General features: G+C 67.8%; 15 protein-coding genes and 2 riboswitches. Of the genes, 4 read left to right on the plus strand and 11 right to left on the minus strand.

Annotation, left to right across the window (positions count from 1 at the left end; genetic code table 11):
- Positions 1 to 34 precede the first annotated feature (34 nt).
- From HWX22_RS24640 to HWX22_RS24650, 3 genes are all read right to left on the minus strand, one after another.
- Positions 35 to 1,342, minus strand: a complete 1,308-nt coding sequence (locus HWX22_RS24640; protein WP_175916572.1) for an enolase C-terminal domain-like protein — start codon at positions 1,340 to 1,342, stop codon at positions 35 to 37.
- 64 nt (positions 1,343 to 1,406) lie between these two features.
- Entirely contained in the window at positions 1,407 to 2,519 is a 1,113-nt protein-coding gene (locus HWX22_RS24645) for a mannitol dehydrogenase family protein (protein ID WP_175910243.1), read from the minus strand.
- Between the two features lie 17 nt (positions 2,520 to 2,536).
- Entirely contained in the window at positions 2,537 to 3,559 is a 1,023-nt protein-coding gene (locus HWX22_RS24650; RefSeq protein WP_175910245.1) for a zinc-binding alcohol dehydrogenase family protein, read from the minus strand.
- Positions 3,560 to 3,937: 378 nt separating this feature from the next.
- On the opposite strand from HWX22_RS24650, the gene HWX22_RS24655 reads away from it, so the two are divergent.
- The gene (locus HWX22_RS24655; protein ID WP_175910247.1) at positions 3,938 to 4,639 is read left to right on the plus strand and encodes a FadR/GntR family transcriptional regulator; all 702 of its coding nucleotides are present in this window, start codon (positions 3,938 to 3,940) and stop codon (positions 4,637 to 4,639) included.
- A 159-nt stretch (positions 4,640 to 4,798) separates the two neighbouring features.
- On the opposite strand, the gene HWX22_RS24660 is transcribed toward HWX22_RS24655, so the two are convergent.
- The 8 genes from HWX22_RS24660 to HWX22_RS24695 form a co-directional block, all read right to left on the minus strand.
- A complete protein-coding gene (locus HWX22_RS24660) occupies positions 4,799 to 5,317 on the minus strand; it encodes an AidA/PixA family protein (protein WP_175910249.1) in 519 nt (172 codons plus the stop codon).
- A 64-nt stretch (positions 5,318 to 5,381) separates the two neighbouring features.
- Complete coding sequence (locus HWX22_RS24665; protein ID WP_059525772.1) at positions 5,382 to 5,885, minus strand: inclusion body family protein; 504 nt, start codon at positions 5,883 to 5,885, stop codon at positions 5,382 to 5,384.
- Between the two features lie 606 nt (positions 5,886 to 6,491).
- Complete coding sequence (locus tag HWX22_RS24670) at positions 6,492 to 7,400, minus strand: ABC transporter ATP-binding protein (protein ID WP_175910251.1); 909 nt, start codon at positions 7,398 to 7,400, stop codon at positions 6,492 to 6,494.
- Positions 7,401 to 7,445: 45 nt separating this feature from the next.
- A complete protein-coding gene (locus tag HWX22_RS24675; RefSeq protein WP_175910253.1) occupies positions 7,446 to 8,420 on the minus strand; it encodes an ABC transporter permease in 975 nt (324 codons plus the stop codon).
- Between the two features lie 64 nt (positions 8,421 to 8,484).
- Entirely contained in the window at positions 8,485 to 10,356 is a 1,872-nt protein-coding gene (atzF, locus tag HWX22_RS24680) for an allophanate hydrolase (RefSeq protein WP_175910255.1), read from the minus strand.
- Positions 10,353 to 13,949: an urea carboxylase gene (gene uca, locus HWX22_RS24685; RefSeq protein WP_175916573.1), complete on the minus strand. Its 3,597-nt coding sequence runs from the start codon at positions 13,947 to 13,949 to the stop codon at positions 10,353 to 10,355. Before uca ends, atzF begins: the two co-directional genes overlap by 4 nt.
- Positions 13,950 to 13,986: 37 nt before the next feature.
- Positions 13,987 to 14,643 carry an urea amidolyase associated protein UAAP2 gene (locus tag HWX22_RS24690; protein WP_059525762.1) on the minus strand — a complete coding sequence of 219 codons (657 nt, stop codon included), beginning with the start codon at positions 14,641 to 14,643 and terminating at the stop codon, positions 13,987 to 13,989.
- A 10-nt stretch (positions 14,644 to 14,653) separates the two neighbouring features.
- Positions 14,654 to 15,415 carry an urea amidolyase associated protein UAAP1 gene (locus HWX22_RS24695; protein WP_175910259.1) on the minus strand — a complete coding sequence of 254 codons (762 nt, stop codon included), beginning with the start codon at positions 15,413 to 15,415 and terminating at the stop codon, positions 14,654 to 14,656.
- Positions 15,416 to 15,472: 57 nt separating this feature from the next.
- Positions 15,473 to 15,606, minus strand: a riboswitch (guanidine-I (ykkC/yxkD leader).
- A gap of 432 nt (positions 15,607 to 16,038) precedes the next feature.
- A riboswitch (guanidine-I (ykkC/yxkD leader) is annotated at positions 16,039 to 16,160 on the plus strand.
- A gap of 136 nt (positions 16,161 to 16,296) precedes the next feature.
- On the opposite strand from HWX22_RS24695, the gene HWX22_RS24700 reads away from it, so the two are divergent.
- The 3 genes from HWX22_RS24700 (at position 16,297) to HWX22_RS24710 (ending at position 20,958) form a co-directional block, all read left to right on the plus strand.
- Positions 16,297 to 17,328: an ABC transporter substrate-binding protein gene (locus tag HWX22_RS24700; protein WP_059817276.1), complete on the plus strand. Its 1,032-nt coding sequence runs from the start codon at positions 16,297 to 16,299 to the stop codon at positions 17,326 to 17,328.
- A gap of 466 nt (positions 17,329 to 17,794) precedes the next feature.
- Complete coding sequence (locus HWX22_RS24705; RefSeq protein ID WP_208456481.1) at positions 17,795 to 19,489, plus strand: 5-guanidino-2-oxopentanoate decarboxylase; 1,695 nt, start codon at positions 17,795 to 17,797, stop codon at positions 19,487 to 19,489.
- On the plus strand, positions 19,486 to 20,958 hold the full coding sequence (locus tag HWX22_RS24710) for an aldehyde dehydrogenase family protein (protein ID WP_175910261.1): 1,473 nt from the start codon (positions 19,486 to 19,488) through the stop codon (positions 20,956 to 20,958). The genes HWX22_RS24705 and HWX22_RS24710 overlap by 4 nt, the downstream gene beginning before the upstream one ends.
- Positions 20,959 to 21,081: the final 123 nt, after the last annotated feature.

Consider the following 21,081-nt stretch of genomic DNA (forward strand, 5'->3'; position numbering starts at 1 on the left):
CTCCGGTTCGGTTCTTATCGTGATGCCTGTTCGATTACGCTCGCCATTCGGGCCCGTCCGGGTACGCGAATGCATCGAGCGAAGCCGGCTTCATCGTGACGCCGTAACCCGGCGCCTCCTGCGGCATGTAGCGCCCGCGGCGAATCACGATCGGCGCCTCGAAATGCTCGTGAAGATGGTCGACGTATTCGAGCACGCGCCGCTCCAGCGAGCCCGACACTGCGATGTAGTCGAACATCACGATGTTCTGCGAGTACTGGCACAGGCCGACACCGCCGCCGTGCGGACACACCGGCACGCCGAACTTCGCGGCCATCAGCACAACGGCGAGCACTTCGTTGAGCCCGCCGAGCCGCGCGGGATCGAGCTGGCAGAAATCGAGCGCGCCGGCCTGGAAGAACTGCTTGAACATCACGCGGTTGTGCGCATGCTCGCCGGTCGCGACACCGATCGGCCCGATCCGCTGCCGGATCGCCGCATGACCGAGAATGTCGTCCGGGCTGGTGGGCTCCTCGATCCACCACGGATCGAACCGCGCGAGCACCCGCATGTTCGCGACCGCCTCGTCGACGCCCCAGTTCTGGTTCGCGTCCATCATCAGCTTGCGCTCCCAGCCGAGTTCTTCGCGCAGAATGCGTGCACGCCGCACGTCCTGTTCGAGATCCGCGCCGACCTTCTGCTTCAGGTGGGTCCATCCGTCCGCCACCGCGGCGCGTGCGAGCGCGCGCATCTTCTCCTCGGAATAACCCAGCCAGCCGGCCGCGGTCGTGTATCCGGGAAAGCCGTGCTCACGCATCTCCCGCTCGCGCTGCGCCTTGCCCGGCGCGGCCCGGCGCAGCATCGCGACGGCCTCGTCGCGCGTCAGCACGTCGTCGATGTACGTGAAGTCGATGCAGTTCACGAGTTGCTCGGGCGGCATGTCGACCAGGAATTTCCAGACCGGCTTGCGCGCCGTCTTCGCCCAGAGATCCCAGATCGCGTTGATCAGCGCGGCCGTCGCAAGATGCACGACGCCCTTCTCCGGGCCGACCCAGCGCAACTGGCAATCGCCCGCGACCATTTCGTGCCAGTACGCGCCGAAATCGGCCGTGATCTCGTCGAGCGACCGGCCGATCACGAACAGCTTCGCGAGCGCGTGCGCCGCCTCGACGCACAGCTCGTTGCCGCGACCGATCGTAAACGTCAGCCCGTGCCCGCGAAGACCGTCGCCAGCATCGGTGACGAGCGTCACGTAGGTCGCCGAATAGTCGGAGTTGCCGTTCATTGCATCCGAGCCGTCCATGCTCCTGGACGTCGGAAAGCGAATGTCACGTACCTGCACATCGATAATGCGTGTCGTCATCGTTGCGTGTCTCCATTCCATTTCATTTGATTTCACTTCGCCGGGTGCCGGCCCGCACGCCCGCTCACCCGAGCGCCGCGATCAGGTACGGCTGCGCGACCGGCAGCTTCAGCGCGCGCGCCATGTCGACCACCGGGCGCAGACGCCGTGTCTTCTTCATGTCGTGATTGCCCGCGATATCGGCCAGCCGGTGCGCAAGGAACGGGTTCAGGAAGCGGTCGCGCACCTCATCGAGGTAGGCCAGCGCCGCGTCGCGCTCGCCGAGCGCATCGAACACCGGCATCACCTCGTCGCTCCACACCTCCTCGAGCGGCGTGCGGTACGCGGGATCGTCCATCGCCGCGCCAACCGTCATGTCAGGCGCGCCGCCGCGCGTGCGCCATTGCTCCGCGAGCACCGTATGCCCGAGATTGAGCAGCAGCAGCTTCAGGCGCTCGTAGCGTTCGAGATCGTCGGTCACGACGATGTCCGGGTGCTCGCACGGCAGCGTCATCCCCGCCGTGCGCCGCACCGCCCACAACGCATACGGTTCGGCGATCGCGCCGACCGGGTGAATCGGCTCCGACACGATCCGGTCGACGAGCGAGTTGACCCACACGCAGCCGTCGATCAGGTAATCGACGAACGCCGCGTCCGCGCGCCAGCCCCGCGCGACGGCGATGACCAGGTCGCGCAGCGTGTCGCCATTGCGCGCGACGAGTTCGCACGGCAGCAGCGTGACGGCCGCCCCGCCCGCGCGGAACCGCTCGTGCAACAGCACCGCGAGCTTCGCCGCGAAACCGCGCGGCGCGCGGTGGCCGGCCAGAAGCTCGGCCCCGTCGTCGCCGAACAGCGCATAGCCGCTGTCGCCGGTGTTGGACACGATGGTCCGGACCTCGCCTGCGACGCGCTCGCGCAACCTCGTCCAGTCGTCCGCCGCATGCAACGCTTCCGTGATCGCCGTGCACTCGACCTCGCGATCGATCGTCTCGCCGTGCCGCCGGCCGCGAATCCGCACCGGGTAGCGCCCGCTCGCGCGCAACGCATCGATGCGCGCGCGGCTTTCCGCGCTCGACGTCGTCTGCACCACCGTGATCGCGCCGAGCGCGCGGCCGGCGGCCAGCGCTTCCGACACGAACAGGTCGACGTGCGCCTGGAGGAAGCGGCTGGTGCCGAACTGCAGGACCGGATTGCCCATCGGTTCGCGCTCCGCGTTCAGCATTCGACGAGTGCCTTGATCACGCCGGCGTCCGGTTCGAGGAGTTCCGCGAACCGGTCGGGCAGGTCCGCGAGCGTCAGCGCGTGCGTCTTCAGCGCGTCGGTCGGCACCCGCCCCGCACGCATTGCGTCGAGCACCGTTTCGAAATCGGCCGGCGTCGCGTTGCGGCTCGCGAGCAGTGTCGTCTCGCGCTTGTGGAATTCCGGATCGGAGAACGAAATGCGGCCCTTCACGAGCGAAATCAGCACGTACTTGCCGCCGTGCGCGACGAAGTCCAGGCCGCGCTCCATCGCCGCGAGATTGCCGGTGGCATCGAACACGACGTCGAAGAATTCGCCGCCGGTCAGCGCCGCGAGGCGCTCGACGTCGGCGCCCGCCCCGCTCGTGTCAAGCGGCACGGTGGCGTACGCGCCCAGCGCCGTCGCGCAAACCGCCAGCCGGTCCGCGCGGCCGTCGAGCACACTGACCCGCGCGCCGCGCAGCGTGGCGAAGATCAGCGCGGCCATGCCGATCGGCCCCGCGCCGACGACCAGCACGCGTTGCCCGGACCGGACCTCGGCCCGCGCAACCGCGTGCGCGCCGATCGCGAGGAATTCGATCATCGCGGCCTGGTCGAGCGTGACGCCGTCGGCCGCGAACACGAAGGCCTGCGGCACGGCGAGGTATTCGACCATGCCGCCGTCGGCGTGCACGCCCAGCACCTGGATCCGGGTGCAGCAATTGGTCTTGCCCGCACGGCACGCGACACACGTCCCGCACGACAGATACGGCATCACGTAGACCTGATCGCCGGCCTTGACGCGCGCGCCCGCCGGCGCCGTCTCGACGACACCGGCCAGCTCGTGCCCCATCACCCTGGGATAGGCGAGGTATGGCTGGTTGCCGGTGAAGATGTGCATGTCGGTACCGCATACGCCGACCCGCTTCACGCGGATCAGGACATCGTCGGGGCCTGCGGCCGGCACCGGGCGCTCGGCAACGACCAGACGGCCGGGTTCTTCACAAATGACGGTTCTCATCGGTATCTCGGTAATGGATGAAACAGGATGGTACGGCGCATGCCATTGCCAAATTGGCCTGACCACACACAGGCTATTGGTCTGGCCACTATTGGTCAAGCCAATCACCGAGATATTAAGGAAAATCCCTAGAAGGCATGGTGGCACGCGCGTATCGTGTGGTTCGAATACCTCTGCCTTGCCTCTTCGTTATTGAACATCATGCGGAATCGACAGACATCCTGAAGGACTCGACGCTTGGTAAGGCCAATTTACCCGCCCAGCTTCTTACGACGTCGGGCGACGCCATCGACGCCTCACAAATTGGTCAGGCCATTCAAAGTGCAGTAGACTGATCGCTTCGGAACAGACATCCGCGGAACGCGGCAAGGGGGAGCATTGCTGGACCAGTTCAAACAGGTGGATACACGCCGCCTGTATCAGCGCATCGCCGACCAGATTCGTTCGCTCATCGAAGAGGGGCGGTTCGCCGACGGAGAACGCCTGCCGCCCGAACGGGATCTGGCTCAGCAGCTGGGCGTATCACGCCCGTCGGTTCGCGAGGCGCTCATTGCGCTGGAGATCGAGGGCATCGTCGAAGTCCGGATGGGCTCCGGCGTATTCGTTTGCCCTCCCGCGAAGGCGTCGCATACCGCGGTGACACCGCTGGGCGAAAATCCGATCGAACTGACGAGCGCCCGCGCCGCGCTGGAAGGCAGCGTCGTCGAACTCGCATGCGCACATGCGACGCCCGAACGGCTGGCGCCGGTGCGCCGCGCGGTCGAGGCGATGCGGTCCGCCATCGCGGAAGGCCGATCCCCGCTGCAGCACGATCGCGAATTTCACGTCGCGATTGCAGCGATGACCGGCAATTCGGTGCTGGTCAGGCTGGTGGGCGAGCTGTTCGACGGACGCCACAGTCCGATCTCGTCGCGCGTCAGCGCGCGCACCGAAAGCAGGCAGACATGGGCAAAGGCGTTCGACGAACACGAGTCCATTCTTCACGCGCTGGAAAACGGCGAGGTACTGATGGCCCAGGCGGCCATGCGCACGCATCTTTACGCATCGCAACGACGCTGGCTGGAACAGGAGCGAAACTGATTCGGGCGGGCCGTCCATGAAACGCGTGCGGCCCGCGCGCCAAACGGTTCGGTGTCCTGCTTGAACGCGGCATTCGCGCGGAAAATCGCCGGGACGCCGGTATCGGGGTGCCAGGTTGACGTTGCCGTCGCGGCCCGACGACGGCCTGAAATCGGACTGCTACGAATCCGCCCCGCCCTTGTCGATCTCTATCGACGTCTCCCAGCGAAAATAGCCGGACACGGCACCATCGCGGTCCAGCACGGCGAAATCGGCCGTGCACGTGGTGGCGCCCGCGGCCAGCACGTCGCTGCGCCAGTAGTGATCCGGCATCGGCCGACACTGTGGATGGAGCAGGTCGTCGTCGGACGGCACCGGCGTCGCGGCGTCGCGCACCTCCGGTTCGATCGGCGCGACGATGCCCGCGTCCTTCAATGCGAACCGGATGAACAGCACGCTCGCTTCGGCACGCAGCGCCAGCGCCGTTTCGCGCAGGCGGAGCTGGTCGCCAGGCGACAGGCCGGCAAAGAGCCGGCTGTCGTTGCGGCCGAGCGGCCCGGCGTCGCCGGGGCTCACCACGTAGATGTGCCGGCCGTCGATCACCGTCGGCGTATCGGCGTTCCGGCTCGCATCGGGATAGGTCGACAGCAGCGTGACGGCATCGACGATCGCGAGCACATCGCAACGAAGACCAGACATGGCACGTCCTCCGGAACGGGAATATGACGCGGACGACCGCCGTGCGGCCGCCCGCCTGCCGAGATCAGTTGTGGATCGAGATGAACGGATCCCACTGATAGCAACCCAGCGACTGGCAGTTGCGGTCGATGATCTGGAAGTAGAAGTGATAGGTGACGCGGCCTTCCGACAGCGTTTCCGACGACCAGTAGTAGTTGTCCACCTTCTGGCAGGTCGGCGTCGACGGCGAGCTCGGATTCGGAATCGGGACCGATGCGGTGGCCTTGCGCGGCGTCGGCGTCGAAATCAGGTCCTTGCCCTGGTTGGCGATGAAGCCGTAGAAGACCACCTGCTTCTCGAAACCCAGGGACAGGCTCGTTTCGCGCCAACGGATCAGGTCGCCGACCTGGGCTCTCAGGTCGAGTTCGCCGCCCGCCTGCCCGGAGACGACGTTGTCCTGGTTCGTGACCATGTACACGTGCTTCCAGTCAATCAGCGTCGGGTTTTTCGGATCCCGGCTGGGATTCGGATATTTCTGGAGAATCGTTTCGGTATCGATCGAGACGAGCACATCGGTAACGCGTGACATAGGAACTCCCGTTCAGGTAAATGGGGCGGCCGGTGCGCGGACTGTTTCATACGACCTTCAATCACCGATCGGGTGATAGATTCGTCACGAAACCTTGAAACATCAAGTTGTCCCGCGATTTAAATTTACACCGCTCAGTTAATCCAATGAACCTGTAAACGATGACAGTTCTCGATTATTTTTTATAAAATCCCCAGCTTACCAAAACAATACCAATGATTGATCCTGTATTCCGCATCATTCTCACCAAGGATAAATCAACGCACCATGAGCACGCCCCTCAAGGATTCGCGGGAACGTGAAATGTTCGACCATTTTATTAGCATTTTTTATTAACGCCACCGTCTCCGACACGAATCCATTACCTCGATGCGTAATTGTGTAAATTAACCTTTACACCTCATACCAAATCGAAACAAAAAGACTCACGCGACCAGCCCATAATCCCGACATTATTTAAACGCACTTTTAACGGCATTATTTCACCCCGCACGCCACCCGGCTCGATTAATGGAAAATCCGGACCGAGACCGCTGACGCTATAAGTTCGCACTCGATCTCGATCCGTACGTCATCACGGGCACATATGCATGCCCGGCGCTCCCGCTACTCGACATTGTCCGAAACGTCCGTCATCCGGATCATGTGCGGCTTCACGCCTTCGTCGTCCGCCACCTCCTCCTTCGGATGGATCAGCGCTTCGAGCCGCGCCTTCGTCGCGACGAATTCGGGCGTATTGACCTGCGAATAATCCCGCGGCCGCGCCACCGGCACCTCGATCAGTTCCTGCACGCCGCCCGGGTTCGCCTTCAGCACGAGAATCCGGTCCGCCAGGAAGATCGCCTCGTCGAGATCGTGCGTGATGAACAGGATCGTCACGTCGATATTGCGCCAGATGTCGAGCAGGTGTGTCTGCATCCGCGCACGCGTCTGCGCGTCGAGCGCGCCGAACGGCTCGTCCATCAACAGGATGCGCGGACGGTTCGCGAGCGCGCGGGCGATCGCCACGCGCTGCTTCATGCCGCCCGACAACTGATGCGGATACACGTCGGCGAAACGCGTCAGCCCGACCAGATCGAGCCATTGCAGCGCCTCGCGCTCGGCTTCGCTGCCGCTGCTGCCATTCATTCGGAGGCCGAACATCACGTTCTTCTTCACGGTGAGCCACGGAAACAGCGTGTAGCCCTGGAACACCATCCCGCGATCGGCGCCCGGCCCCTGCACGGGCTTGCCGTCCAGCAACACCTCGCCGCTCGTCTGCGCCTCGAGCCCGGCCAGGATGCGAATCAGCGTCGACTTGCCGCAGCCGGACGGGCCGATCACGCACACGAACTCGCGCCGGTGGGTACGGAAACTGATGTCGTCGAGCGCGACGCACTCGCCCTGCGGCGTCGCGAAACGCTTGCCGACATGCCGCACGTCGAGAATCACGTCGCGGTCCTTGAGCCGCGCGAAGCGCTCGCGCACCGCGTCGGATTGAATCAGGTAATCGGGAACGGCTTGCGGATTCTGCATGATGCCCTCTACGGAAATCGGTCGATGGATGCGCGTCAACGGGCGTCACGCCTTCAGCGTGCGATCCCACGGAAACAGCTTGCGGCCGAGCAGTCCGAGCGCGATGTCGGTGCCGAGACCGATGATCCCGATCATCAGGATTGCCGCGTATACGTTGTCGAAATGCTGGTAGCGCGCCTGCTGGCTGATGTACCACGTGATGCCCGAGCTCGTGCCGACGAGTTCGGCGACGATCAGGTAAGTCCACGCCCAGCCGAGCAGGATCCGCTGGTCGCGATACAGGTCCGGCAGCACGCCCGGAATCACGACGTGCGTGAGCAGCTGAAGCTTCCTCGTGCCGAGCGTCATCGCGGCCTCGAACAGCCCGTATTCGAGCTTGCGCGTCGTGTTCGCGACGATCAGCACCTGCTGGAACAGCGTGCCGATCACGATGATCGCGACCTTCGGCGCGTCGTAGATGCCGAGGATCGCGACCATCAGCGCGCCGAACGCCGGCGCCGGCAGGTAGCGGAAGAACTCCAGGAACGGCTCCTGCAGCCGCGCGAGCGCGCTGAAGGTGCCGCAGACGATGCCGAGCGGCACGCCGATCGCGGACGAGATCACGAAGCCCCAGAAGATGATCCGGATGCTGTGCCACAGGCTCTCGTGCAGCCACACGCCGTCGCGCGATGCGGGCGGCGTCGTGAACGCCGTGTAGAACGCGCGCAGCACCGCGTGCGGTGCAGGCAGGTACACCGGGTTCGCGCGCACGCCCTCGGGCACGGCCGCGTGCGTCGCGCGCGCATGCGCAAGCTCGTCGTCGAACACGTCGCGGTCGATCTGCATGCCGGTCTGGAAATAGTCGACGCTTCCCGGATTCGTGATGCGCATTTGCGGATGCCAGACGAACGGCACATAGCTGATCAGGCACCAGACGGCGAACGGCAGCAGGAAGGACGCCAGGCCGAGCGTCCATTTGCCGCGAGCCGTCAGCTCGCGGCGCACGGCGAGCCAGCCGGTCGTGTTGCGGGTCGTTGACATGGGAATCTCCGTATCGTTTCAGGTGCCGGTCGCGCGCATGCCGGAGCAACGCGCGACCGGGCGTTCATTGCAATGCGCCGCTGGCGGCCTGTGCGAGGTAAGCCCGCCAGCCGCCGAAGCGCGTGATGTCCTGCGCATCGACGAGCGCCGCGCTTTCACACAGGAAGCCTTGCACCTGCGAGCCGTCCGCGAGCGTCAGCGTGCCGATGCCGAGCGGCGCCGCAATCCCGGCGATGAAGCTGCCGTACGCGTCGACGGGCATCTCCCAGATCTCGACCGCGATCGGCGCGCCACCGTCCGGCACGCGCACGAGGCCCGGCTTGGCGACGCCGCCGCAGGCGGCCGCGGACAGCGCGTAGAGGCGATAGGCGGCGGCCGTCGTCGTCGCGGCGACGAACCGCGCGCCCCGCTGCGTGAGCTGCCCGTTCAACGGCTCGCCGCGCAGATGCGCGCCGACGACGGCCACGCGCACGACAGCGGACGACACGTCGGGCGCGGGGGCCGCCAGTGCGAGCGACCCGCCATCGCCGGCAGCGACCGTGCCATCGGCCCACGCCTGGGCGAGATCGAGCAGCCGCGCATCGTCGTGCGCACGGCCGACGAACGTGATCCCGAACGGCAACCCCGCGTGACGCCCGCTGTCGCACGTGCCGGCCGGCACGGCGATCGCCGACAGGTCGAGCAGGTTGACAAAATTCGTGTAGTAGCCGAAGCGCGAGTTGACGCCGATCGGATCGGCTTCGAGCGCGTCGACGGTTGCGGTCGTCGCCGAGGTCGGCATCACGATCGCGTCGAGCCCGCCCCACGCGCGCGCCGCCTCGGCGCGCAGCGTCGCGAGCCGATCGAATGCCGCGAACGCATCGGCCGCGCTGAAGCGCGACGCGCCGCCGACGATTTCGCGAATCACCGGATGCAGCGCATCGGGTTCCCGCGCGGCGAATGCGCCGATCGCGGCGAGCCGCTCGGCAACCCACGGGCCGTCGTACAGCAACCGCGCGGCCGCCAGGAACGGGCTGAAATCGATCTCGACGACTGCCGCGCCGGTCGCGCGCAGGCGTTCGAGCGCCGCGCCCCATGCGGCACGGTACGATTCGTCGCCGAAGAATTCGAGCTGATCGGCACGCGGCGCGCCGAAGCGCACCTGCGCGAGCGGCCGCACCGGATGCGCGCGCAGTCCGCCCGCGCCCGCCGGCGGCTGCCATGCGCGCCCGTAAGGATCGCCGTCGGTCACGCCATGCGCGGCGTCGAACACCGCCCGCGCATCGGCCGACGAGTGCGCGAACACCGACACGCAATCGAGCGACCGGCAGGCCGGCACGACGCCGAGCGTACTCACCACACCGCGAGTCGGCTTGAGCCCGACGAGGCCATGGAACGCGGCCGGCACGCGCCCGGAACCGGCCGTGTCGGTCCCGAGCGAGAACGTCGCGACGCCGAGCGCGACCGCCACCGCCGACCCGGAACTCGATCCGCCTGACGCATAGCGCGAATCGAGCGCGTTGCGGCACGCGCCGTAAGGCGAGCGCTGCCCCGACAGCCCGGTCGCGAACTGGTCGAGATTGGTCTTGCCGATCGGAATCGCACCGGCTGCGATCAGCCGCTCGACCACGGGCGCGCTGCGCGCCGGCGTGTATGCATAAGCCGGGCAGGCCGCCGTCGTCGGTATGCCGGCGAGATCGATGTTGTCCTTGATCGCGAACGGCACGCCGTAAAGCGGCAACGACGCGACGTCGCGCCCGGCGAGCGCGTCGGCATACCGCGTCATCTCCGCGCGCGTCAGCGGGCGGATCCACGCACGATGCGGATCGCCGGCGTCGAAATGCGCGGCGATCGCGTCGACGAGCGCATGCGGCGTCAGGTCGCCCGCCGCGTAGCGCGCGCGCAGCGCGGCAATCGAGCGCAGCCCGGGCAGGATGGAACGTTCCGTCGTGCTCATGCGACCTCCTCGGCGGCGCCCGCCTTCATCACCATCAGCCGCTGGCCGGCCACCACCGCCGCGCCCGGCGCGCAATCGATCGTCTCGATCGTGCCGTCTTCCGTTGCCGTCACCGCCACCTCCATCTTCATCGACTCGACGATCGCGACGACCTGCCCTTCGGTCACGCGCTCGCCGGCCTCGACCAGCACCTTCCACACGCTGCCCGACACGTCCGCGGCGATCGCCCGCTGCGTGTCGTCGAGCACGCCCGCTGCCCGCGCCGCCTGCGCGTCGCCCTGCTCCGCGTCGCCGACGTATTCCGCGTGCCCGGCCGCCCGCCATCGCTCACGCTCGGCTTCGAACGCGGTTTGCTGCGCGGCCTTGAACGTCGCGATCGAATCCGCCTCGTCGCGCAGGAAGCGGTTGTATGCGCCCAGATCGAACACGGATTCCTCGATCCTCAGCGACGCGCGGCCCACGACGAAATCCGCGCGCAGCGCGGTCAGCTCCGCCTCGCTGACTTCGTAAAAGCGGATCTCGTCGAAGAAGCGCAGCAGCCAGGGCTTGCCGGCCTCGAATTCGCGCGTGGTGCGGTGGCGGTTCCACATCTGCACGGTCCGGCCGACGAACTGGTAGCCGCCCGGCCCTTCCATCCCGTACACGCACAGATACGCGCCGCCGATGCCGACCGCGTTCTCCGGCGTCCAGGTGCGCGCGGGGTTGTATTTCGTGGTCACCAGCCGATGCCGCGGATCGATCGGCGTCGCGACCGGCGCACCGAGGTAGACGTCGCCGAGCCCCATCACCAGATAGCGCGCGTCGAACACGATGCGCCTGACGTCGTCGATGCGCGCCAGGCCGTTGATGCGCCGGATGAACTCGATATTGCTCGGGCACCACGGCGCATCGGGCCGCACCGACTGCATGTAGCGCTCGATCGCGACGCGCGTCGACGGGTCGTCCCACGACAGCGGCAGATGCACGATGCGGTTCGGCACGCGCATGTCGGCCACGTCCGGCAGTTCGCGCTCGGCGGCCTGCAGATGCGCGAGCAGCGTGGCAAGCGGCAGCGTCCGCGCGTCGAACTGCACCTGCAGCGAGCGAATTCCCGGCGTCAGGTCGAGCATGCCGGGCAGCCGGTGCGCGTCGAGCCAGCACATCAGCGCGTGCACGCGAAAACGCAGGTTGAGATCGAGCACGAGCGGCCCGTATTCGACCAGCACGTTGCGATCGCCCGAGCGCCGGTACACCACGCCGATGCCGCCGCCGGCCGACGGGTCGCGATGCAGCACGCAATCGTCCGGCGCGCCTGCGGGTGCCACAGGCGCGATCGCGGCGACCGCGGGCGCGGGCGCGAGCGACACGCGGGCGCGAACGAACTGCACGGTGTCGCCCGGGCGCAACTGCCCGAGCTTCCACAACTCGTCGCGCACGACCGTCACCGGGCACACGAAGCCGCCGAGGCTCGGCCCGTCCGGGCCAAGAATCACCGGCATGTCGCCGGTGAAATCGACCGCACCGATCGCATACGCGTTGTCGTGGATGTTCGACGGATGCAGGCCGGCCTCGCCGCCGTCCACGCGCGCCCATTGCGGCTTCGGGCCGATCAGCCGCACGCCGGTGCGGCTGGAGTTGTAATGGACCGTCCACTGCGTGCCGTAGAGCATCGCGATGTCGTCGGGCGTGAAGAAATCCGGCGCGCCGTGCGGCCCGTCGAGCACGCCGAGCGTCCATGCATGCGTGAGCGCGGGAACGTCGGCCGCGGCCAGCGTCGCGCCCGCGTCGCCGCGCCCCGCGTCCGCGTGCAGATGCAGCACGTCGCCCTTGCGCAGCGCGCGCCCCGCGTGGCCGCCGAACTGGCCGAGCGTGAAGGTCGCCTTGCTGCCGAGATAGTCGGGCACCTGCAGCCCGCCCTTCACCGCGAGGCAGGCGCGCACGCCCGCGCCGGTCACGCCGCCGAGCTTCAGCACCGCGCCGGGCCGCGCGCGCAGCACCTGCCAGAACGGCGCGGGCTCGCCGTCGAGCGTGGCCGCGAGCGGCGCGCCGCCGAGCACGAACAGCGTCGCCGTGTTGAAGCGCAGCGTCGCGCCGACCATCGTGAATTCGAGCCCCGCCGCGTCACGCGCGTTGCCGAGCAGCGCGTTCGCGAGATCGAACGCGCGATCGTCCATCGGCCCGGACGGCGGCACGCCGACGCTCCAGTAGCCGACGCGCCCGGGGGCCTGCTGCACGGTGGTCTGCACGCCGCCGTCGAGCACGTCGATCGTGTGCGGCGCGAACGCGAAGCGCGACAGGAATGCCGTCGTCGGCGCGCCGCGCGCGAACGTGTCCGAGCCGACGACGGCGCGCAGGTAGTCGAGATTGGTCTCGATTCCGTACAGCTCGGTACGCGCGAGCGCGGCCTGCAATGCGGCCAGCGCGTCGCGCCGCGTATCGCCGCGCACGATCAGCTTCGCGAGCAGCGGATCGTAATGCGCGCTGATCTCGGTGCCCGCTTCGATCCAGCCGTCGACACGCACGTCGTCCGGAAACGCGACGTGCGTGAGCAGCCCCGCGCTCGGCTGGAACTGCTTGTGCGGATCCTCCGCATAGAGCCGCACCTGGATGCTCGCGCCGCGCGGCGCGACGGCCAGCGTGTCGAGCGGCGGCAGATCGCCTTCGGCCTGCAGGATCATCCATTCGACGAGATCGACGCCCGTCACCGCTTCGGTCACGCAATGTTCGACCTGCAGCCGCGTATTCACCTCAAGGAAATAGAACTGCCGCGCGTTCGCGTCGAACACGAATTCGACGGTGCCGGCCGACGCGTAGCCGACCGCGCGGGCGAGCCGCACCGCGTTCGCGTGCAGCGCGTCGCGCTCGGCGCCGGTCAGATCCGGCGCGGGCGTTTCCTCGATCACTTTCTGGTTGCGGCGCTGCACGGAGCAATCGCGTTCGCCGAGCGCGATCGCGCCGCCCCGGCCGTCGCCGAAGATCTGCACTTCGATGTGCCGCGCGTGTTCGACGAACTTCTCGAGATAGACGCCCGCATGCGCGAAGTTCGCGTTGCCGAGCCGCACGACGGAGTCGAAGGCCGCCTCGAGCTGCGCGGCATCGCGGCAGAGCGACATGCCGATCCCGCCGCCACCGGCGGTGCTTTTCAGCATCACGGGATACCCGATTGCGTCGGCTTCGGCGAGCGCCGTCGCCACGTCGTCGAGCAGCCCCGTGCCCGGCAGCAGCGCGACACCGTGCGCGGCGGCGAGCGCGCGTGCGGTGTGCTTCAGGCCGAACGCGCGCATGTGATCGCCGCTCGGCCCGATGAAGCGCAGGCCCGCCGCCTCGCATGCATCGGCGAACCCGGCATGCTCGGACAGGAAGCCGTAGCCGGGATGCACGGCCTGCGCGCCGGTCGCGCGCGCGGCGGCGAGGATCGCCGCGACGTTCAGGTAGCTGTCGGCCGCCGGCGCGGGCCCGACACGCACTGCCTCATCGGCAAGCGCCACGTGACGCGCGTCTCGATCGGCGTCCGAATAAATCGCGACCGACGCGATGCCGAGCCGCTTGAGCGTGCGGATCACGCGGCACGCGATTTCGCCGCGGTTCGCGACGAGGACCTTGGCGAATCTCATGTTGCCTCCCGCGAACGATCGTGAGCGTGAGCGTGGTTCATTCAGCCTCCCAGATCGTGAGGCGCACGGGCGTCGGGTTGTAGCCGTTGCACGGGTTGTTGAGTTGCGGGCAGTTCGAGATCAGCACGGTGACGTCCATCTCCGCGCGCATCTCGACATACTTGCCGGGCGCGGAAATGCCGTCCTCGAAGGTGAGCCCGCCGAGCGGCGTGACGGGCACGTTCATGAAGAAGTTGACGTTGCCGACGAGGTCGCGCTTGCCGAGCCGCGTGCCCGCGCCGCACGTGCAGTGCGCGATCGCGTTGAGGAAACTGTCGCGGCAGTTGTGCATGTAACGCTTGTCGAGCGCATAGCGCACGGTGTTGCTTTCGGCCGCGCATGCGCCGCCGAGCGTGTCGTGGCGGCCGCAGGTATCGGCGACGATGGTCACCATCGGGTTGCCCCGGCTGGACAGCAGCACGCTGCCCGCGCTCAGGTACAGGTTGCGCTGCGCGCGAATCGTGTCCTGCGCGCTGTAGCGCTCCTCGATGTCGTCGGACCGGTAGAACAACGTGTCGACCGCCTGGTTGCCTTCCAGGTCGAGGATGCGGAAAACCTGTCCGCGTTTCAGGTCGTGCAGCCACGGTTCGCCCGCTTTCAGCGTGGTGTCGTGAATCGCGTCGCGCGGGTCGAGACGGCTTTCGATGATCGGCATGACGGGCTCCTTACGCGAACAGGCGGTCGGTGTTGGCGAAGCCGCGCACGTTCTCCGCGCAGGCGCGGCGGCACGGGTCATCCTCGGGCGCGGCGCCGTCCGCCGGATACGCGCGATAAGCGATCAGCTTCACGGGCTTCGGCGCATAGTCCGCACGCGGATCGAGCGGATGCGGCGCGGTCGAGAACGCCGCGAGCGTGTTCATCTCGAAGCGCAGGTCGAGCGCGCTGCCGGCCGGCGAATGGCCGGCGACGAAATCGAGCGTGCCGTCGTCGCGCGTGTCGAGCCGGCTGAAGAAGTTGACGTTCGCGGCGAGATCGCGCGCCGACAGTCCGTATTTCGCGAGCTCGAGCACGAGGCTGTCGCGGCCGTTGCGGATCATCGCGTTGCGATCGGCCTGGTACGAGGTCGTGCCGTACTTGTGCGCGAACAACCGCGCATCGCCGACGCCGCCGAGCGGGTCGTGCCAGCCGAGCGTGTCGGCCGTGATCGACGCGATCACGCGCCCCATGTCCGTATACAGCGCGTGGCCGCGCGTGAGGTGCGCGGTGTGCTGCGCCTTCAGCGTGTCGGCCATGTTGTAGCGTTCGAGCGGATCTTCCTGGCGATGAAAGACGGCGGACAGGTTCGCGCCGCCGTCGACATCGACGATGCGCAGCGCGAGGCCGCGGCGCAGGATGCCGGACCAGTGGGTTCCTGCGGGGATCAGCGTTTCCCACGCGACGTGCGTCGGTGGAGCAAGGACGGGGACGGCTTGGGGGCTCGGCGACATGGCGGCTCCGTGGTCGGTTGGACAAAAGGCGTGAGAGGGCGACCGAACGACATCGCGACCTCCCGGGCTTTTATCCCTCCGTGGAGCCTCGCCGTTTCCTCGAATCGAGGCGAAGGCAAGACCGGATTGCTCTCGGACCAGTCATCGCGCGGCACGAACGCCGCACGACCGGAACCCTAGCGATCCTGAAGATGATGCAAATTGCTTCGCACCTCTCGGGCGTCGATAAAGCGAGTTGCGTGCCAGCCGCCGCGCAACGACCGCACGACGCGGCGCGACGGCCCGATGACGCACGGCATGCACGAATCGGCGGCGGCCGCTTGCCCTCGCGGCGGGCGTGCGACGCACCATGCGCACGCGATCGCGCACCGGCGCAGTGCGCGTCGCGCACGCGTGCACCGCGCGGTCCGCGATGGCATGGGCATTGCTGAATGGATGCATCGTCACTCGATACCCCACTCGTCATGAACAAGCTCGACCTGCTCCGGCGCGCATTGAGCGCGCTGTTCTCCGCCCGCTTCATCGAACTTCAGCGCACCGTTCGTCGCCGTTGAATCGCGTTGCCGCGCGTGATTGGCACGCTTCTCGCTCGGCATGACGCCGAGAGGTGCGGCGGCGTCGCATCTTAGGGGTGCTAGGGTTCCGGTTCATCGAACGTCTGGTCCGAGAGCAGCCCGGCGCGGGTGCGTCCGATCGCGAGATCGGATGCACCCGCGCTACACGGCGGGACAAAAGCCCGGGAGATTGGCGATGGCAACGGCCGTCGCGCCTCTCCGTGGCCGCTTTTCGTTCCGCATCCGCAGGAACCGGTCACGCGGCCGGACCGCGCACAGGCACGGTCCGAATCGACGATCCCGATCCCGGTCTCCTGGAGAACTACGATGACCCGTCCCGCCCTGGCGTTCCGCCGCCTGCCGTCCCGCCGTTCCTTCCGTTCCATCCGTCACGCATTGAGCGCCGCCGTCACGGCCGCCGCGCTGCTGGCGGCGCCCGCCGTGCACGCGGCGGCGCCGCTGAAAATCGGCTACAGCGACTGGCCGGGTTGGGTCGCGTTCCAGGTCGCGCTCGACAAGGGCTGGTTCAAGGAAGCCGGTGTGGACGTCGACTTCGAATGGTTCGATTATTCGGCATCGCTCGACGCGTTTTCCGCCGGCAAGCTCGACGCGGTCGCGGCGACCAACGGTGATGCGCTCGTCACCGGCGCGGCCGGCGCGAAGAACGTCATGATCCTGCTGACCGACTATTCGGCCGGCAACGACATGATCGTCGCGAAGCCGCCGCTGCGCACCGTCGAAGGCCTGAAGGGCAAGAAAGTCGGCGTCGAACTCGGCCTGGTCGATCACCTGCTGCTGGAAACCGCGCTGCAGAAGCACGGGCTCAAGGACGGCGACGTCACGCTCGTGAATGCGAAGACGAACGAACTGCCGCAGGTGCTCGGTTCGTCGAACGACATCGCCGCGGTGGCCGCATGGCAGCCGAATGCGGGCGAGGCGTTGAAACGCGCGCCCGGCGCACGGGCGATCTTCACGTCGGCGGATGCGCCGGGGCTGATCTACGATGCGATCACGGTCGCGCCGGCGAGCCTCGCCGCGCGTCGGGCCGATTGGGCGAAGGTGGTCAAGGTCTGGTATCGCTGCGTCGCGTACATCAACGACCCGAAGACGCAGGCCGATGCGGTGAAGATCATGTCGGCGCGCGTGGGCCTCACGCCCGCGCAATATCTCCCGCTGCTGAAAGGCACCCACCTGCTCGACGCGGCGGCCGCGAAGCAAGCGTTCCGCAAGGGCGACGGGCTCGACTCGATCTACGGATCGACCCGCAACGCGAATGCGTTCAACGTGCGCAACGCCGTGTACAAACAGTCGCAGGACGTCGACGCGTATATCGATCCGCGCGTCAGCGAGCTGCATTGACCGTCGCGGGCTCGCTTGCAGGCCGGGCCGGGCATGCCGGTGGCGGGTCCGGTTCGGCCGCTCCGGACATCCGCGCGGACGCATGACCGATCGAATCGGCGGTACGCGGGCCTGGCTTCGCATCGGGTCCGCGTATTGAAGCGACCGAAGCGAGCGATGCAAAAAAGCGGTAGCGGAATTCAGTCCTGACAGCGGGAGCGCACGTCCTCGGAGACGACGTCGACGCCCCTGCGATGTACCTTCCTGCTTCACGCCGCGCGAAACGATACGGCAACCGTGCCATTGAACCGGTTCGTCGCGATACCGATCGTGGCCGCGGCAAGCAACCTCTCCGCCATGCACGGCGCTCATGCGCCGCATGAGAACTTATCGATTGTTGGCAGCGCCGATCGACACCGACAATCCGCTTCATGCCCCTTGCTTGCGGTATGGGCCACTCCCCCTCCCAATCGGCACGCCACGATCCATGAACCATCCAGCCCCCGTCTCCTGCATCGCCGAGGCCCGCGCGGCCACGGCGGCACCGTTCCATGCCCGCCCCCGCACCTGCGGCGAGGCGCTCGTCGATCTGCTCGAACGCCAAGGCGTCGAATGCGTGTTCGGCATTCCCGGCGTGCATACCGTCGAGCTGTATCGCGGCCTTGCCGCCTCGTCGATCCGTCACGTGACGCCGCGCCACGAACAGGGGGCCGGATTCATGGCCGACGGCTATGCCCGCGTCACGGGCCGGCCGGGAGTCTGCTTCATCATCACCGGGCCGGGGATGACCAACATCGCGACCGCGATGGCACAGGCCTACGCGGATTCGATTCCGATGCTGGTGATCTCGAGCGTCAACGCGCGGCGCGAGCTCGGCAGCGGCGACGGCCGCCTGCACGAGCTGCCGTCGCAGCGCGACGTGTTCGCGGGGCTCACCGCGTTCTCGCACACGCTGCTCGACGCGGCCGACCTGCCGCAGGTCCTCGCGCGCGCATTCGCGGTTTTCGAAAGCGCGCGACCGCGGCCCGTGCATATCGAGATCCCGCTCGACGTGATCGTGATGCCGGCGCCCGCGTTGCCCGCCGCTCCGCTCGCGCTGCCCGCGCGCCCGGCTCCGGACGCCAACGCCCTTGCCGCAGCCGCCGACCTGCTCGCGCACGCCCGCCGGCCGCTGATACTGGCCGGCGGCGGCGCGATCCACGCCGCGGCGGAACTGCGCGAACTCGCCGAGCGCCTGCACGCGCCCGTCGCGCTGACGATCAACGCGAAGGGCCTGCTGCCGGCCGGCCACCCGTTGCTGATCGGCTCCACGCAGTCGCTGCCGGCCACGCGCGCGGCGATCGGCGACGCCGACGTGGTGCTCGCCGTCGGCACCGAACTCGGCGAAACGGATTACGACGTCACGTTCGACGGCGGCTTCGCGATCGACGGCCGGCTGATCCGCATCGACATCGACGCGCAACAGTTGATGCGCAATGCGCGCGCGGAAATCGCCATCGCCGGCGATGCGCGGCTTGCGCTCGGCGCGCTGTCGACCCGCCTGCACGAACGGCCGGCGCCGGCACCCGAGCCCGGCTGGGGCGCGTCGCGGGTGGCCGCCGTGCGCGCGGCGATCGCGTCCGGCCACGACGACGCCGCGCGTGCCCAGGCGCTGCTGATCGACACCATCGTCATGGCGCTGCCCGGCGCGATCATCGCCGGCGATTCGACGAGCCCCGTCTATGTCGGCAATTTCACGCACGATGCGCCGGCGCCTCGCAGTTGGTTCAACTCGTCGACCGGCTACGGCACGCTCGGCTACGGGCTGCCCGCCGCGATCGGCGCGAAGCTCGCCGCGCCTGCGCAGCCGGTCGTGTGCCTGATCGGCGACGGTGGCCTGCAGTTCACGCTGCCGGAACTCGCGAGCGCGGTCGAGGCCCGTGTGCCGGTGATCGTGATCGTCTGGAACAACCGCGGCTACGGCGAGATCCGCAAATACATGGTCGCGCGCGACATCACGCCGGTGGGCGTCGATCCGTATACGCCCGATTTCCAGGCACTTGCACGCGGCTTCGGCTGCGCGGCGCTCACGGCCGCGACACCCGGCGCACTGGCCGAAGCGCTGCGCGACGCGACGGCACGCACGATTCCGACCGTGATCGAAATCGACGAGGCAACCTGGTTCGATCAGGTGCAGCGATGAGCACGATTCCGGATCTCGCGTTCAATCCGCCGCTGCATACGCGCCACTTCATCGACGGTACGTGGCGCACGAGCTTCAGCGGCGCGACGCTGCCCGTCGTCGACCCGTCGACGGAAGCGGTCATCGCCGACGTCAGCGCGGGCGGCGAAGCCGACGTCGAGCGTGCCGTGCAGGCCGCATCGCGCGCGTTTCCCGGCTGGAAACGCACGACGGGTGCCGCGCGCGCGGCCCTGCTCCGCGCGATCGCGCGTGGCGTCGATGCACGCCGCACACGGCTCGCGACACTGCAGTCGATCAACAACGGCAAGCCGTTCGCCGAGGCCGAGATCGACGTCGCGGACGTGATCGCCACCTTCGACTACTACGCGGGCCTCGCGGAACGCCTCGACACCGACGGCGAAACCGAGATCGCGCTGCCGGGCGGAGACCATCGCGCATGGATCCGGCGCGAACCGGCCGGCGTCGCCGCGCTGATCGTGCCGTGGAATTTCCCGATGGTGACGACCGCGTGGAAGCTCGCGCCCGCGCTCGCCGCCGGCTGCACCGTCGTGCTGAAGCCGTCCGAGATCACGCCACTGCCAGAGCTCGAACTCGCCGCGATCATTGCCGAAGCGGGCCTGCCGCCCGGCGTGCTGAACGTCGTGACGGGCACCGGCCACGACGTCGGCGCCCCGCTGTGCGCGCATCCGCTCGTCGCGAAGGTGTCGTTTACCGGCAGCACTGCGGTCGGCACGCAGGTCATGAAGACGGCCGCGGACACGATCAAGGGCGTCGGTCTCGAACTCGGCGGCAAATCGTCGATCGTCGTGTTCGACGACGCCGACCTCGATCACGCGGTCGAACTGATCGCTGGCGGCGGGCTGTTCAACGCCGGTCAAATGTGTTCGGCGACCTCGCGCGTGCTCGTTGCCGCCCCGCTCGCCGACGACCTGATCGCACGCCTCGCTCGACGGATCGAGACGACCGTGGTCGGCCCCCCGTTCGCGCCCGGCGTACAGATGGGCCCGCTGACGAATCGCGCCCAATACGAACGCGTGAAGCGCCACATCGCACAAGGCCGTGCAGACGGCGCGCGGCTCGTTGCGGGCGGCGACGCGCTCGCCGGCCCCGGCTACTTCATCCGGCCCGCGCTGTTCGCCGACGTGCCGGCCGACTGCGCGCTATGGCGCGACGAGATTTTCGGACCGGTGCTGTGCGTCCGCGCATTCGACACCGAGGACGACGCGATCGCGGCCGCCAACGATACCGTATACGGCCTCGTCGCGACCGTCGTCACGCGCGATGCGGCGCGCGGCAGGCGGGTCGCCAACGCGCTCGAGGCGGGCGTCGTCTGGATCAACACGCCACAACTGATCTATCCGCAAACCTCATGGGGCGGCTACAAGCGCAGCAGCCTCGGGCGCGAGCTCGGCCCGTTCGGGCTGGCCGCATTTCAGGAGATCAAGCAGGTCATGACGCCGGCCGGCTAAGGGCGCCGGCCCATGCGTTTATGTCATGCCGCGCATGCGGATATTTCGTTTGTTGCGGAAATTTGACCTCCCTACAGTTCATCCACACCCCGCGCCGCAGTTCGGCGACCGGCATCGAACCAC

The organism is Burkholderia sp. BCC1638 (assembly GCF_902833195.1).
GTDB lineage: Bacteria > Pseudomonadota > Gammaproteobacteria > Burkholderiales > Burkholderiaceae > Burkholderia > Burkholderia diffusa.

Coding starts and splice junctions, on each gene's coding strand:
- HWX22_RS24695 (WP_175910259.1), bottom strand. CDS start 15,415: ATGTCGCCGAGCCCCCAAGCCGTCCCCGTCCTTGCTCCACCGACGCAC.
- HWX22_RS24665 (WP_059525772.1), bottom strand. CDS start 5,885: ATGTCACGCGTTACCGATGTGCTCGTCTCGATCGATACCGAAACGATT.
- HWX22_RS24650 (WP_175910245.1), bottom strand. CDS start 3,559: ATGAGAACCGTCATTTGTGAAGAACCCGGCCGTCTGGTCGTTGCCGAG.
- HWX22_RS24660 (WP_175910249.1), bottom strand. CDS start 5,317: ATGTCTGGTCTTCGTTGCGATGTGCTCGCGATCGTCGATGCCGTCACG.
- HWX22_RS24700 (WP_059817276.1), top strand. CDS start 16,297: ATGACCCGTCCCGCCCTGGCGTTCCGCCGCCTGCCGTCCCGCCGTTCC.
- HWX22_RS24670 (WP_175910251.1), bottom strand. CDS start 7,400: ATGCAGAATCCGCAAGCCGTTCCCGATTACCTGATTCAATCCGACGCG.
- HWX22_RS24645 (WP_175910243.1), bottom strand. CDS start 2,519: ATGGGCAATCCGGTCCTGCAGTTCGGCACCAGCCGCTTCCTCCAGGCG.
- atzF (WP_175910255.1), bottom strand. CDS start 10,356: ATGAGCACGACGGAACGTTCCATCCTGCCCGGGCTGCGCTCGATTGCC.
- HWX22_RS24640 (WP_175916572.1), bottom strand. CDS start 1,342: ATGACGACACGCATTATCGATGTGCAGGTACGTGACATTCGCTTTCCG.
- HWX22_RS24690 (WP_059525762.1), bottom strand. CDS start 14,643: ATGCCGATCATCGAAAGCCGTCTCGACCCGCGCGACGCGATTCACGAC.
- HWX22_RS24705 (WP_208456481.1), top strand. CDS start 17,795: ATGAACCATCCAGCCCCCGTCTCCTGCATCGCCGAGGCCCGCGCGGCC.
- HWX22_RS24710 (WP_175910261.1), top strand. CDS start 19,486: ATGAGCACGATTCCGGATCTCGCGTTCAATCCGCCGCTGCATACGCGC.
- HWX22_RS24675 (WP_175910253.1), bottom strand. CDS start 8,420: ATGTCAACGACCCGCAACACGACCGGCTGGCTCGCCGTGCGCCGCGAG.
- uca (WP_175916573.1), bottom strand. CDS start 13,949: ATGAGATTCGCCAAGGTCCTCGTCGCGAACCGCGGCGAAATCGCGTGC.